At 56.6% G+C, this 14447-nt stretch carries 10 protein-coding genes; 9 read left to right on the forward strand and 1 reads right to left on the reverse strand.

The window, feature by feature from the left end:
• The 3 genes from K7H94_RS18725 (at position 1) to K7H94_RS18735 (ending at position 4976) form a co-directional block, all read left to right on the forward strand.
• A complete protein-coding gene (locus tag K7H94_RS18725; RefSeq protein WP_021508802.1) occupies positions 1 to 930 on the forward strand; it encodes a RepB family plasmid replication initiator protein in 930 nt (309 codons plus the stop codon).
• 1867 nt (positions 931 to 2797) lie between these two features.
• Complete coding sequence (locus K7H94_RS18730; protein ID WP_058758933.1) at positions 2798 to 3997, forward strand: AAA family ATPase; 1200 nt, start codon at positions 2798 to 2800, stop codon at positions 3995 to 3997.
• 7 nt (positions 3998 to 4004) lie between these two features.
• A complete protein-coding gene (locus K7H94_RS18735) occupies positions 4005 to 4976 on the forward strand; it encodes a ParB family protein (protein WP_021508799.1) in 972 nt (323 codons plus the stop codon).
• A gap of 504 nt (positions 4977 to 5480) precedes the next feature.
• Here K7H94_RS18735 and K7H94_RS18740 read toward each other — a convergent pair.
• The gene (locus tag K7H94_RS18740) at positions 5481 to 7412 is read right to left on the reverse strand and encodes a sigma-54-dependent Fis family transcriptional regulator (RefSeq protein ID WP_222952236.1); all 1932 of its coding nucleotides are present in this window, start codon (positions 7410 to 7412) and stop codon (positions 5481 to 5483) included.
• A 271-nt stretch (positions 7413 to 7683) separates the two neighbouring features.
• Here K7H94_RS18740 and ssuD point away from each other — a divergent pair, with 271 nt between their 5' ends.
• From ssuD to K7H94_RS18770, 6 genes are all read left to right on the forward strand, one after another.
• Positions 7684 to 8859 carry an FMNH2-dependent alkanesulfonate monooxygenase gene (gene ssuD / locus K7H94_RS18745; protein WP_058758931.1) on the forward strand — a complete coding sequence of 392 codons (1176 nt, stop codon included), beginning with the start codon at positions 7684 to 7686 and terminating at the stop codon, positions 8857 to 8859.
• 14 nt (positions 8860 to 8873) lie between these two features.
• Positions 8874 to 10280, forward strand: coding sequence for an FAD/NAD(P)-binding protein (locus K7H94_RS18750; protein ID WP_150058838.1), 1407 nt, complete (start codon positions 8874 to 8876; stop codon positions 10278 to 10280).
• A 74-nt stretch (positions 10281 to 10354) separates the two neighbouring features.
• The gene (locus K7H94_RS18755) at positions 10355 to 11749 is read left to right on the forward strand and encodes an LLM class flavin-dependent oxidoreductase (RefSeq protein ID WP_150058837.1); all 1395 of its coding nucleotides are present in this window, start codon (positions 10355 to 10357) and stop codon (positions 11747 to 11749) included.
• Positions 11746 to 12765 carry a methionine ABC transporter ATP-binding protein gene (locus K7H94_RS18760; protein ID WP_150058836.1) on the forward strand — a complete coding sequence of 340 codons (1020 nt, stop codon included), beginning with the start codon at positions 11746 to 11748 and terminating at the stop codon, positions 12763 to 12765. The genes K7H94_RS18755 and K7H94_RS18760 overlap by 4 nt, the downstream gene beginning before the upstream one ends.
• Complete coding sequence (locus K7H94_RS18765; protein ID WP_104093475.1) at positions 12762 to 13460, forward strand: methionine ABC transporter permease; 699 nt, start codon at positions 12762 to 12764, stop codon at positions 13458 to 13460. The genes K7H94_RS18760 and K7H94_RS18765 overlap by 4 nt, the downstream gene beginning before the upstream one ends.
• Positions 13457 to 14332, forward strand: coding sequence for a MetQ/NlpA family ABC transporter substrate-binding protein (locus K7H94_RS18770; protein WP_058780977.1), 876 nt, complete (start codon positions 13457 to 13459; stop codon positions 14330 to 14332). Before K7H94_RS18765 ends, K7H94_RS18770 begins: the two co-directional genes overlap by 4 nt.
• The last annotated feature ends 115 nt before the right edge of the window (positions 14333 to 14447 follow it).

A 14447-nucleotide genomic window follows, 5' to 3' on the forward strand; every position in this document is an offset into this window, starting at 1 on the left:
ATGGCAGATAAAGAGAGTGAAAACAAGGCGTTACTTGAACCTTTTCTGTCGGTGACGAAAAACAGTGGTGAAGTTATTCAGCTTCATCCCAATAAAAATAACACCGTACAACCGGTCGCACTGATGCGCCTGGGTCTGTTTGTTCCTACCCTGAAGTCAACGGCGCGCGGAAAATCCGGCGCGATGGCTTCAACCGATGCCACCAAAGAGCTCAAAAACCTGTCGCTGGTGAAAGCGGAAGGCTATGAAAAGATTACCATCACCGGCGCACGGCTGGATATGGATAATGATTTCAAAACCTGGGCCGGCATCATTCAGTCTTTCTCGCGTTATCCGTCTAAGGGCGACACCGTCACGCTGCCGTTTATCGATTTCGTCAAGATGTGCGGTATTCCCTCGGCCAACTCGTCCGCGGCGCTGCGTAAGCGTCTTGACGCCTCGCTGCGACGTATCGCAACCAATACCCTGTCGTTTGAGGGGAATGGTAAAGCCTACCACACGCACCTGGTGCAGTCGGCTTACTACGATCGTGAGAAAGATCTGGTGCGTATTCAAGCCGATCCTAAGCTGTTTGAGCTGTATAACTTCGACCACAAGGTGCTGCTGCAGCTGCGTGCTATCTCGCGCCTCAAGCGTAAGGAGTCGGCGCAGGCGCTGTATACCTACCTGGAAAGCCTGCCCACTAATCCGGCGCCTATCTCCCTGGCGCGCTTACGCATGCGTCTTAATCTCGGCTCAAAAACCACCACGCAAAACCATGTGGTGCGGCGCGCCATGGAGCAGCTGAAAGAGATTGGCTATCTGGACTACTCCGAAGTGAAACGGGGCCGTTCGGTATTTTTCATCATCCACAGTCGGACACCCAAACTCGATGGTATCAGCAATCTGGAAAGTATCGATTCGCTGGAAGACCTCGATTTCGAAGACTGACTTCACCCATTCACTGTAATCAGTCAGCCCTCTTCGCGCAGTGTCACTGAGCCTAAAAGTGACACTGCTGCTTTCCCCTCATTCACTGTAATCAGCACAACCTGATCTGTTCACTGTAATCGGTACCATTCACTGTAATCAGTGGTCGCTGCCGGTATTGCCTGTTCCGTAAAAACCCTCCAACCTTCCTTTTCATGCCTAACAGCGCTTTTATTGATAGTGGGTACTTACCAGGTGGGTTGACAGACATCTTGTCTGTGCCTTCAGATACCGTCTGGCTGATTACAGTGAATGTCTGGTCTGCCGGGCGATTCTGCTGACCACAGTGAACACAAATGCATACGACCTCACTGATTACAGTGAACGCTTTATCGTATCTGACTGAAAATTAAAGTTAATAATCGATATACTGCAATACATTCACTGTATTCAGTAATTATGCTGTAAAAGTAACCAGTAAAAGTGACAGGGTTGGTCACTATCACTGATTACAGTGAATCGTGGGACGGTTTACCGATTATAGTGAACGTCATTTCATGACGAAACGGCCCTCTGCGTTGTCTGACTTTTACTGATTGCAGTGAACGTTCTCAACACTCCCCTACCCTCACCGCTGGCATTGGCCTGTAAGGGAAGGGAAGCCAGCTACTGACTACAGTGAACGTTATCGGGCTGAGGCTAAGCGGGCATGTACTGATTACAGTGAACGTGTGCGTCAGGTACTGCTGCCTCAAAGCGCAGCGCGCGCGAACCCGGCTACTGATTACAGTGAATGTTGTTAGCTGAGTGCCCTTCCCTGTCCCGCACCAGCATCCCTCGACCTGGCGCGATAAAGATGATCGGATTTACTGATTACAGTGAATGCTCAGTCAGGCAGGTCAGCCGTTCAGGCTTAAACACGCTTTTCCTTTTATTGACTACAGTGAATGCGCCGCAGCGATCAGGTTATGAATATCTGATAACGGTCACATTACTGATTACAGTGAACATTGACGAAAAGGCGTTCATAGTTTACTGACTACAGTGAATGCCGCTGGCATCGACGTCGCAGTTTACTGATTACAGTGAATCTTATACCTGCATGAATCGATGCACTGGCAGATTGCCGCAAGGAAGGCGGCCCTGAACATCGCACTGCACTGCACTGCACTGCACTGTACGGCGCTCGCCGCGACGCAGCCCTATCTTCCTGCAGGCGATGCTCGCCAGCCCGCAATCGCAAACCGCGTAATTCTCATCGTGCGCAGCTTTTCCCCTTCTCACTGGCCGGCAGGCCCCCTCACACCGTGCTATGCAGGCAGTCACAGAGGGAAGAATGTAGTGGGCTTGTGCTGACTACAGTGAATCCTGCTCATTTGGTGAGCGGATGATCGCAGAATCACTGACTACAGTGAACATTTACTCTTGCGCACTGACTCACCCTGGCGCCGGTAGCGCTGTCCCTGCGCTAAAGAATTACTGATTACAGTGAATCTTCCGGCAGGGTTACTGATTGCAGTGAATGTTACGCTGAGTACAGTGAACGCATTCCATTTTTTTACGCCACCCGCTAATTACAGTGAACGTGCGGACTGCTCTATCAGGTAACGGCGCGCAACATTTCACCGTAGTTGACCGCTTCAGCCAGACATGTCGGTTACAGATTACAGTGAACAGTGGCAGAGTGCCGCCCTTACACCGATCACATTTTCATCAATTGATGGGTAAACAATCAACGCGCGCTACTGACTCCAGTGAACGTGTCGTTTAAGCCTCTCTTGCAAAAGGTCTTTTTACAACGCGAGCCGATGATGAACAGATGAGATAGATTTGCCTCATGTGCAGGATTTCGTTATAAAGTCATAAATCCTACATGTGTGGAGCAAGTATGGCTAACGATGAGAAGCAAGTTCTGAAAGTCGCTCAACGCTCAGAAAGAATGCTGATGAGCCTGACGGAGCAGATTCAGGCGCAAAAAGAAGAGTTGCACGAGAATACTTTTTACCAGGTTTATGCCAAAGCGGCGTTAGCCAAGTTGCCCAGGCTGACGCGCGCCAGTGTCGATTACGCGGTTAACGAGATGGAAGAAAACGGCTATCCGTTTGATAAGCGCGCGGCCGGCAGTTCCACCAAGTACGCGATGTCGATCCAAAATATTATCGACATCTACCATCATCGCGGCGTTCCGAAATACCGCGATCGCCATCCTGAAGCGTTTACGCTGTTTGTCGGTAATCTGAAAGGCGGTGTGTCTAAAACCGTTTCCACCGTATCACTGGCGCACGCGCTGCGCGCGCATCCGCACCTGCTGTTTGAAGATTTACGTATCCTGGTGATCGATCTCGATCCGCAGTCTTCGGCCACCATGTTCCTGAATCATGAACGTTCGGTCGGTTTGGTTGAGGCCACCGCAGCACAGGCGATGCTGCAAAACGTCAGCCGCGAAGAGCTGAAAAGCGAATTTATTGTGCCATCGATTATTCCTGGCGTTGACGTACTGCCCGCCTCAATCGATGACGCCTTCATTGCTTCACGCTGGGAAGAGCTGTGTGCGGAGCATTTGCCGCAGCAAAACGTGCATGCAGTGCTGTATGAAAACGTGGTGGCTAAGCTGAAAAAAGATTACGACTTCATCTTTATTGACAGCGGCCCACATCTGGATGCCTTCCTGAAAAACGCCATTGCCGCTTCCGATTTGCTGATGACGCCGGTGCCGCCGGCACAGGTTGATTTCCACTCCACGCTGAAGTATCTGACGCGCCTGCCCGAGCTTATCGACATCATCGAAGAGTCGGGTGCCACCTGCCGGTTGCAGGGCAATATTGGTTTTATGTCCAAGCTGTCGAATAAAGCGGACCACAAGATGTGTCACAGCCTGGCGAAAGAGATATTTGGCGGCGATATGCTGGATGCGGCGCTGCCGCGGCTGGATGGCTTTGAACGCTGCGGTGAATCGTTCGATACGGTTATCTCCGCTAACCCATCTACCTATGTCGGCAGCAGCGAAGCCCTGAAAAACGCGCGTTCGGCGGCAGAAGACTTTGCCAAAGCCGTCTTTGATCGTATTGAATTTATCCGCCTGAACTGAGGTTATTATGAGCGCAAAAAGAATCACTATTGGCCGCACCTTCAGCCAGAGCCCGTTACAAAATGAACCCAGCGAGGATGGCCACTCTCAGACGTTTATCCTTTCCACCGGTAAACGCGCCCTGTTCACCCTGGAACACATCACCGCAAAAGAGATAGAAGAAAGAACGTACGTGGTGATGGAAACCAACGGCCGTGACCAGTCCGGTCTCACGCCAGAATCACTGCGCGATATCATCCGTACCATTAAACTGCAGCAGTTCTTCCCGGCCATTGGCGTGAAGCGTGGCGATCGGATTGAAATCCTCGATGGTTCGCGTCGTCGGGCGGCCGCGCTGCACTGTAAAACCGGGCTGGATGTGCTGGTTACCGACGTTGCCATCTCTGCCGAAGAAGCCCGTCGTCTGGCGCAGGATATCCAGACCGCGCGTGAGCATAATCTGCGTGAAGTCGGCATGCGTTTGATGTCCCTGAAAGACAGCGGCCTGTCGCAAAAAGAGATTGCGCAGAGTGAAGGGCTGTCTCAGGCAAAAGTAACCCGCGCGCTGCAGGCTGCCAGTGTGCCGCTGGAACTGGTCACCCTGTTCCCGAACCATTCAGAGTTGACCTATCCTGACTACAAAACGCTGTTGCAGGCATACGAAAAACTGCAGGAAACCGGTCAGACGGTAGATGCTCTGATCGAAACCATCGGCATGGATGTGGACAGCGTCTGTGCGCGTGAAGGCCTGGCGGAAGATGAAGTCAAGAATGGCATTCTGCGGCTGGTCCGTAACGGTAGCCAGACGCTGGTGCAGGCGCCGGCTAAAGATAAAGTGGTGGCGACACCGCTGTGGACCTTCGCGGATAAAGACCGTTACGCCCGCAAGAAAACGCGCGGACGCATGTTTAGCTATGAGTTTAACCGCCAGTCCAGAGAATTACAGGAAGAGCTGGATCGCGTTATCACCGAGACGCTGAATAAGTATCTCAATCAGTAGCAGCGTTTACTCCGAAGTCCAGCAATCTGTAGCAGCACAATCCCGTACATCCTGAACCGTGCCGCTACAGATTGTTACCTCACCCACCTGATTTCTCCCCCGTAATTTCATCCTTCGCCAGCGTGATTTCGGCGCTAAGTGCATGAAATCAAATCAACCTTAGCCGGAATTTCAGGCTGAAATCGCCAGCTCAGCTATGCAATACGATGAACCCGCCCTATCGCCGTCTTAGACTTTGAAAATAGCCAGCTTTGCTGGATGCGAAAGCAACAGTGAAACGAGCAGGGAGAATCCTTAACGAGATTTGCCGGAATCAGGCGACATTCGCCATGGCGATTTCACCTCTAACTACTTGAAAACAGGGTTTTTATCAGCAGGATTTCAGGCTGAAATCGCCCGAATTTCACAGTAAATCCTCATGCTGCCGTGAGAAAAAACGGGATCTAGCCAGACGATATTCAATGTGTTATCCACAGAAAGCGTGGATAACTTTTACTGTAGCCTTTAGGCCATAAGCGGCGTATGGCTGGGCGACTGCCACACGGCATCGCGCACGCGCACCGGTTTATGAATCAAACCAAGCGCATAAAAGCGGTCAGCGATAGTTTGCTGTTCTTTGATGACGTGGAAAACCATGGCCCGCGTCTGGTGGCTGCGACGGGATAAGGCACGTTCCACGGCTGCGAACTCCAGCCCCAGTTCCTGCGCCAGCATAGTGGCGGCTTCATGGCGATGATTATCAATAAAGGTCCCGGTTTGCTGCAGGCTCGTCACCAGCTGCTGCACGATATCGTCATGCTGCTGCACATAATCATGGCGCGCCAGATAAAACTGGTGGTTGCGCACCCGGCCTTCGCCCTTCTCCAGCACGCGCAAATCGGCGTTGCTTTCTGCGGCACTTAGCAGCGGATCCCACATCATCCAGGCATCGACGGCCAGATAATCGCTGGCTGTGAGCGGATATTTCGGCGGCGTGTACACCACTTTAATTTCATCCAGACCGATGCCGGCTTCCTCCAGCAGCTGCAACAGCAGCCAGTGAACATTCGATCCTTTATTGACCGAGATACGCTTACCCCGCAAATCTGCCAAGCTGTGGATAGTACTGTCGCGTGGCACCACAATCCCGACGCTGCCCGGCGCGGGTGGCTCCCAGGCGATATAAGTCACGGCGTTACCGCTGGCCTGCGCGAAGATGGGCGGCACCTCACCGGTGGTGCCGAAATCAATCTCATTATTTTGCAGCGCATATAACAGTTGCGGGCCGGCAGGAAACTCGCTCCACACCACGCTGATACCTTGCTGGTTGAAGCACTGTTCCAGCGTCTGGCGCGCTTTCAACACGCCAAGATTGCCAAATTTCTGAAAGCCGATGCGCAACTCGCGTTCAGGGCGCGCGGCCCCGCTGGCGTGCGCGAAGGCCATGACGGCAGACTTACGCCGCCCTTTTATGACGCCCATCTGTGCCAGATGCGTGCGCAGCGTGTGCCGGCTAATGCCCAGCAGCGTGGCGGCCTGAGTCTGATTGTTGTCCGCTATTTCCAGTGCATTACTGATCAGACTCTGAATCACCCGATCAAACAGCTGTTGCGGTTCGCGTGTAATCTGCTGGCGCAGAAAACTATCCAGCGTCGAATCGTCCGTTTCGCTGTATCCACGTTCACTGTAACCTGCCAGCCGCAGCTGCGTCGGCGTTAATGTCTCATCGCGACTGAGCAGCACCGCATTGTGCAGCGTATTCTCCAGCTCACGAATATTGCCGGGCCAGCTGTAATCGCGCAGCGCTTCCAGCGCGTCAGGCGACAGGCGACGTGCCGGACGGCCAAGGCGGCGTGCATACAGGGAAAGGAAATGCTGTGCCAGCAGCGGGATATCCTCGCGACGCTGGCGCAGCGGTGGCAGGGGAACAACGGCGATATTCAGACGATAAAACAGATCTTCACGAAAACGCCGTTCGCGAATTGCCTGGGCCAGATCGACATGGGTTGCGGCGATAACCCGCACGTCTATTTTAATGGCCTTGCGTGAACCGACGCGTGTGATCTCACGCTCCTGAAGGACGCGCAGCAGTTTAACCTGCAGCGGCAGGCTCAGTTCACCTATCTCATCCAGCAGCAGCGTGCCGCCCTGCGCCGCTTCAAACCAGCCGGGGTGCGCCTGAGTCGCGCCGGTAAAGGCACCTTTCTCATGTCCAAACAATTCAGCTTCTGCCAGGCTTTCTGTCAGGGCGCCGCAGTTGACGGCCAGAAACGGGGCATGCCGGCGTGGACTGTGGTGATGCAGATACCGCGCGACCACCTCTTTGCCGGTGCCGGTTTCGCCCACAATCAGTACCGTGGCGTCGGTGGGTGCGAATTTATCCAGCAGCGACTGGAAAGCCAGCGATGCCGGGTCGACCAGGCGAGGTGAATCCGGTTGATTGTATGGTGTCAGCATGAGATGGCTCCTGTAAAGGTCTGCCATCACGCTAAACCCGGTAAGTGGCAATGAACAGCAGGAAAAAAGCATAAGCAGTTGCATATGCAGCAAATGCTGTTGGCGTTGCGTTGCAATTGCAACAGACATTACGTGCTCTGATGACCTAACTGACTGAAAATGCACAATCTCTGTTTCGTTAAAACCTGGCATGCTTTTCGCTTACGCCTATATAACCAAATAGAAAGTAATGAATGAACGTTTTCTCATAAAGTTATATAGGATAAGCATAATGGCAGATTCTGCGCACGAGAGCATAAATGTCTTCTGGTTCCTGCCGACGCACGGCGATGGCCGTTACCTGGGTACCACAGAAGGCGGACGCCCGGTTGATTTAGCCTATTTACAGCAGGTCGCGCTGGCCGCCGACAATCTGGGCTTTTACGGCGTCCTCATTCCGACAGGGAAAAGCTGTGAGGATTCCTGGCTGGTGGCTTCCGCGCTGGCACCAATGACCCGCCGGCTGCGCTATCTTGTCGCCGTACGGCCAGGGTTGCAGCCACCCACGCTGGCAGCGCGCATGGCCACCACGCTGGATCGTCTGTCGGAAGGCCGTCTGCTGATTAACGTGGTCACCGGCGGCGATCCGGTAGAGAACAAAGGCGACGGCATCTTCCTCAACCACAGTGAACGTTATGAAGTGACTCGCGAGTTTCTGGATGTGTATAGCCGGCTGATGCGCGGCGAAAAAGTGGATTATCAGGGCGAGCATATTCAGGTTGAAGGCGCTGAGGTGCTGTTTCCACCGGTGCAGGAAAACGGTCCACCGCTCTACTTTGGTGGCTCATCGGAGGCAGCGATCGACGTGGCGGCGCAGCAGATTGACACCTATCTCACCTGGGGCGAGCCACCGGCGCAGGTAGCAGAAAAACTGGCGGTCGTACGTGAGCGCGCTGAGTCACGCGGCCGGAAGCTCGAATACGGTATCCGCCTGCATGTGATTGTGCGTGAAACCGAAGAAGAAGCCCGAGCGGCGGCGGATAAACTGATTGCCCATCTGGATGACGACACCATCGCTCAGGCGCAGAAGATTTTTGCCCGCATGGATTCCGCCGGTCAGGCGCGCATGAGTGCGCTGCACAACGGTTCGCGTGATAACCTCTACATTGCGCCGAATCTGTGGGCAGGCGTCGGACTGGTGCGCGGCGGTGCCGGCACCGCGCTGGTGGGCAGCCCGCAGCAGGTCGCTGAACGCATTCGGGAATACCAGGCGCTCGGCGTGACTAACTTCATTCTTTCGGGCTATCCGCATCTGGAAGAGGCGCATCGCGTGGCTGAATTGCTGCTGCCGCTGTTACCGCTGGCCCACGGTCAGCAGCAGCGCGCCCGTACCATTAACACTGGCCCGTTTGGTGAAACCATCGGCGGCGATAAGCGCCCATCGGCGAAACAGACGAGCGCCAGCTGATGCAGGAGAAGGCGATGGCAACAGCGCACATCATTATTGTCGGCGGGGGCTTCAGCGGCACAGCGCTGGCGATTCACCTCGCCCGCACGTCGCTCGCGCCGCTACTGATTACAGTGGTCGAACCGCGCGCCAGCCTCGGCGCCGGTGTTGCCTATTCCACGCCGGAACCGGCACACCGCATCAACGTGCCGGCTGCGCGTATGCAGCTCAGCGGAGAAGAGCAGGGCGCCTTTGATCGCTGGTATCGTCAGCAGCCGGAATGTTCACTGGACTCAGCAGCACACTGCGCCGATGGCGCGGTGTATCCGCAGCGTGCGCTGTTTGGTCGCTATCTGGCGCAGCAGTTTGCCGCCGCCGCTGAGGCGCATCCGCATGTCACTCTGCGTCACGTTCAGGCGCGTGCGCTGGCATGGGAAGGGCAACAACTGCTGTTGAGTAACGGTGAAACCCTGACTGGCGACATCCTGGCGCTGGCCATCAGCCATCCACCGCCGTCGCTGCCACGTATGCTACAGCCGTTTGCCGACCATACGGCGCTGATTGCTAACCCGTGGCAGCCAGGCGTGCTGGATAATGTTGAGCCTGACGCATCGGTGGCGATAGTCGGCACCGGCCTGAGCATGGCTGACGTGGTGGCTTCGCTGGCGACGCGTCAGCATCAGGGGCCGCTGCTGGCGTTCTCACGGCGCGGACAACTGTCACGCGCCAATCTCAGCGGCGAATGGCCGGAGTGGACACTGGGCGCGCAATCTCAGCCCAGCGCGCGTCGCTGGCTGCGGCATATTCGTAATGAAGTCGCTCGCGCCGCCGCGCAGCAGCTGCCGTGGCAGCGTGTGCTTGATGAGGTGCGTGTGCAGGGGCAAGCCATCTGGCAGTCACTTCCGCTGCCTGAACAGCGACGCTTTGCGCGTCATCTGCGTTCATGGTGGGATGTGCACCGTTATCGCATTGCCCCGCAGGTCGCCGCCGTCATCGCGCAGCGACAGCAGCAGGGCACACTGCAGGTGCTGGCCGCCCGGCTGGAAACGATACGCAGCCACGCGCAGCAGCTGGAAATCACCCTGCGCCAGCGCGACGGCACAACGCACACCCGGTTGCTGGATAAACTGATTGTCACGACCGGACCGGGACATGAAGCGCTGACGACCAGCCAGCCGCTGCTGCAATCGCTCAGCGAGCAGGGCCTGATACGCGCCGATGCGCTCGGCTTCGGCATTGATGTGGATCACCACTCGCGCACCCTCAACCGGCACGGCCAGCCCAACGCACGCCTGTTTGTCGTGGGCCCGGCGGCGCGCGCCCGATTTGGCGAGCTGATGGGGTTGCCGCAGGTGGCCGATCACGCGGCCGCCGTAGCGGATGAAATTCTTAAGGTATTGCCTGTCGCTCACGCTGAGCGATGTCCCCCTTCCGCCTCCTGAACACTCAACATCCTGAAAATTAACTGACGAACGCCGGGTCGCTGCACGATCACGGCCTCGCTATGGAGATTGCTATGCCATCGCAACGCGAAATACGCCTGAATGCCTTTGATATGAACTGTGTCGGTCACCAGTCGCCCGGACTCTGGGCCCATCCCCGTGACCGCTCCTGGCAGTATAAAGATCTGGAATACTGGGTTGATTTGGCGCGCCTGCTGGAGCGCGGCAAGTTTGACGGCCTGTTCATAGCCGATGTGCTCGGCATTTACGATGTGCTGAACGGCAACGGTGACGCGGCGATACGCCAGGCCACTCAGGTGCCGGTGAACGATCCGCTGGCGTTGATTACGCCGATGGCGCTGGTCACAGAGCACCTCGGTTTCGGCTTAACCGCCTCGCTGTCGTTTGAGCATCCTTATCCGTTCGCGCGCCGTTTGTCGACGCTGGACCATCTGACCAAAGGCCGCATTGGCTGGAACATCGTCACCTCCTATCTGGAGAGCGGCGCGCGCAACATTGGTCATAAAGCGCAAACCGATCATGACAGCCGGTATGACTATGCCGATGAGTACCTGCAGGTGGTCTACAAACTACTGGAAGGCAGCTGGGAGCAGGATGCGGTGCTGCGCGATCGTCAGCGTCGCATTTTCAGCGATCCCGGCAAAATCCATCCGATTAACCATCAGGGTACGTTCTTTAACGTACCGGGCATCCATCTGTGTGAACCCTCGCCGCAGCGCACGCCGGTGCTGTATCAGGCCGGTGCATCGAGCCGCGGCAAACAGTTTGCCGCTGAGCACGCAGAATGTGTGTTTGTCGCCGCGCCGTCCAAAGTGCTGTTAAAGAAAACCGTGGCCGACATCCGGCGTCGTGCAGCCGAAGCCGGTCGCAATCCGCGCAGTATTTTGATCTTCAACCTGCAGACGGTGATTGTCGGTGAAACCGATCGGGCGGCGCAGGCGAAGTGGCAGGAGTATAAAAACTGGGTCAGCTACGAAGGCGCGCTGGCGCTGGTTTCTGGCTGGACCGGCATCGACTTTGGACAATATCAGCCGGACCAGGTGCTTAAATACCTGCACACCAACGCCATTCAGTCAGCGGTTGAAACCTTCTCTACTGCCGATCCCGATCGTCAATGGACGGTGAAAGCGCTGGCCGACTGGGTGGGCATCGGCGGTTTTGGCCCGCTGCTGGTGGGCAGTGCGGCAACGGTGGCGGATGAGCTGCAGAGCTGGGTAGAAGAGACCGACGTGGATGGTTTCAACCTGGCGTATGCGCTGACCCATGAAACCTTTGAGGATGTGGTCGAGCTGCTGATTCCGGAGCTGCAAAAACGCGGCGTTTACAAACAGGATTACGCCGCGGGCACGCTACGCGAAAAGCTGTTTGCCGCCGGGCCGCAGCTCAGCGCGCCGCATCCGGGTGCTGGCTATCGTGTACGCAGCGCGCAGCAGCAGGAGGTTATATGATCGAAATCGAGCGCCTGAGTAAGCACTACCGTGCGCCGGACGGTCGCGTCACCGACGTGCTGAAAAACATCACGCTGCAGGTGCCAGAAGCCAGCATCACCGCTGTGGTCGGACCGAGCGGTGCCGGAAAATCTACGCTGGCGAAATGCATCAGCCTGCTGGAGCAGCCGAGTGGCGGCAGCATCCGGGTCAACGGCAGCGATTTATCCCGGCTGGATGGCGAAGCGCTGCGCCGCGCGCGCCGGGCCATCGGCACGGTATTTCAGTCTTCCGCGCTGCTGCAGCGTAAAAGTGCCTGGGAAAATATCGCGCTGCCGCTGCGCTATCTTGGCGTGATCGAGCGCGATATCCGCGCCCGCGTCGGCGAGCTGCTGGAGAGTGTCGGGCTGAGCCACAAAGCCAGCGCCTTTCCCGCCCAACTCTCCGGTGGGCAGCGGCAGCGCATCGGTATTGCCCGCGCGCTGGCGCTGCGTCCCTCTGTACTGCTGGCCGACGAAGCCACCTCCGGCCTCGATCCGGAAGCGACGGTCACCATCCTTGAGCTGCTGAAAAAACTGCGTGACGACTACCGGCTGGCAATCGTGCTAATCACCCATGAAATGGATGCCGTACGTCAGGCGGCGGATGCGGTTGCCGAGATTCGCGATGGAGAGATAGTGCAGTATGGCACCGTCAGTGCGCTGCTGGCACAGCCGGACAGCGCGCTCGGCCAGCGGCTGCTGCCGCTGACGGCACAAGTCAGTGATGCCGGACTGGTGCTGCAGCTTAGCTACCGTACCGATGTCGCGGTGGCCAGCGACTGGATTTCGCGCATCAGCCAGCAGTTCGCTTTAAAGGTGGATCTGCTGGGTGCGCATGTCGAGCGGGTCAATGGCATCCAGGCCGGACGGTTGCAGGTGGGCATTCATTTTCAGCAGGAGCAGGTGCCGCTGGCACGGTTGTTGACGCAGCTTGAGCAGTATGGCCTGGCGGCCAGCGTTGCTGTCAGCGTGCCGCCGTTACGGGAGGCGGTATGAGCGTATCCGTGATAAGCCAGGACACACCCTGGCCTGAAATTCCGGCACTAATGCTGCCGGCGCTGGGTGAAACCGCGCTGATGGTCGGCATCGTGATGCTGTTTGTGGTGAGCCTCGGTGGCGTGGTCGGCGTGGTGCTGTTTAACACCTCGCCGCGCGGACTGTTTCCGCAGCGCGGTGTGCATCGGGTGCTGAGCTGGATCGTCAATATGGGGCGCTCGTTACCGTTTCTGGTGCTGATGGCGGCCATCATTCCGTTTACCTTCTGGCTCACCGGCACCACCATCGGCATTCCGGCGGCGGTGGTACCGATGATCGCCGCCGGGATTCCTTTCTTTGGCCGCCTGGTCGACAACGCATTACGCGAGCTGCCCGGAGAAGTTACCGCCGTAGGGCTGGTGTGCGGCGGGTCGCGCTGGCAGATCATCCGCTCCGCCCAGCTGAGTGAAGCGCTGCCGGCGATTGTCGCAGCCATCACGCTCAACCTGATCTCCATGATTGAGTACTCGGCCATCGCCGGCACCATTGGCGCTGGCGGCATTGGCTACCTGGCGGTGGTGTATGGCTATCAGCGGTTCGATAACCACATCATGATCGCCACCATCGTGGTGTTAATTGCACTGATTCAGACCATTCAATTTTTCGGCGACCGGCTGGTTGCGGCCTTGCGCCATCCTCAGGGGACATCGTTATGACAACACAAGAGTTTGAATTACGTAAAACACGCCGCTGGCCGTGGCTGCTGCTGATTATAGTGGTCATTTTGCTGGCCGCCGCTGGCTGGTTCTGGCGCAGCCAGCAGCCGCAGGCGGTAGTGTTTGGCACCACGCTGAAAGTGCATTATGAGCCGGCAATGGCCGGTGAACAGAAGCTGATCGACTATGTGGGTGAGCATATCGCGCCGGACTACGGCCTGAAGCTGGAGGCGGTCGGTGTGCAGGATCCGGTGCAGGCGGACCGTGCGGTAGCAGAAGGGCAGTATGCTGCGACGGTCTATCAGCATCAGTGGTGGCTGAAGCAGGTGGTCGATGCTAACGGCTTCCAGCTCACTTCCAGCCTGCCTCTGTTCCAGTGGGCTTTTGGTATTTACTCCGATCGCTACCACTCGGTGGCGGATTTACCGCAGGGCGCAACCATTGTGGTGCCCGACGATGGGGCGAATCAGGGCCAGGCGCTCTGGCTGCTGGCGCGTCAGGGATTGATCACCCTCGATCCAACGGTAGAACCGCGCACCGCCAAACTGAAAAACATTGTCGGTAATCCGCACGGTTTCGTGTTCAAAGAGCTGGATCTGCTGACCATGCCGCGGGCGCTTAATTCGGTCGATGCGGCAATTGGTTATGTGTCGCAGTTTGACGCCGGTAAAGTCCCGCGTGACAAAGGTATTCTGTTCCCGCCCGCGCCGCGCACCTTTGCCTCGCAGCTGGTGATCGGTACGCCTTACCTGGAGCAGGAGAACATCGTCAAACTCAGGCAGGCTTTTGCCGATCCGCGCGTACAGCAGTGGCTAAAAACCACCGATGACCCGCTGGTCAAAGGCGTGCTGGTGCCGGTTTCAGCTGAATAACTTTACTGCCGAATACGCTACCCGGACCCGCATTGCGCGTCCGGGTTTTAGTGTTGATTTATTTGTTATCTTATTGATTATATTGTAATTAATAGCAAATATTGTTGCTTTGGTT

Source organism: Pantoea dispersa (genome assembly GCF_019890955.1).
GTDB lineage: Bacteria > Pseudomonadota > Gammaproteobacteria > Enterobacterales > Enterobacteriaceae > Pantoea > Pantoea dispersa.